Origin of the sequence: Pseudovibrio sp. POLY-S9, assembly GCF_001431305.1 — a bacterium.
Lineage (GTDB): Bacteria > Pseudomonadota > Alphaproteobacteria > Rhizobiales > Stappiaceae > Pseudovibrio.
The window spans coordinates 1-251 of sequence record NZ_LCWX01000181.1 but is presented as its reverse complement, the minus strand read 5'-3'; the positions used below and the strand labels follow the sequence as shown (position 1 = coordinate 251).

1 protein-coding gene is annotated in these 251 nt (G+C 49.0%); it reads right to left on the bottom strand.

All coding sequences use genetic code 11. The features are described 5' to 3' along the window. Positions 1-251, bottom strand: a 251-nt coding sequence (gene tssD / locus PPL9_RS18175; RefSeq protein ID WP_152986749.1) for a type VI secretion system tube protein TssD, incomplete at both ends; no start/stop codon positions are given.

Sequence of the window (251 nt, the reverse complement as noted above, 5' to 3'; positions counted from 1 at the left end):
ATCTTGCGGTAAGACAGTTCAATGGTGATCAGCTGAGTGAAGTCAGCATTCTTCGGATCCTGACAATGTGGCAGGCCACACTCGATGTTGGTGATCAGCGCATCTTCAAAGGAGGTGGTGAAGAAATGCTCCTGCTTGCCGGAAGAATTAGTACGGTACCATTTGACTTCACATTTAGGCAGCATCTCACCGGAGACCAGCGCATTATACAGCAGCGGGATGGACTTGTTCATGGAGCAGGTGAACTTGAA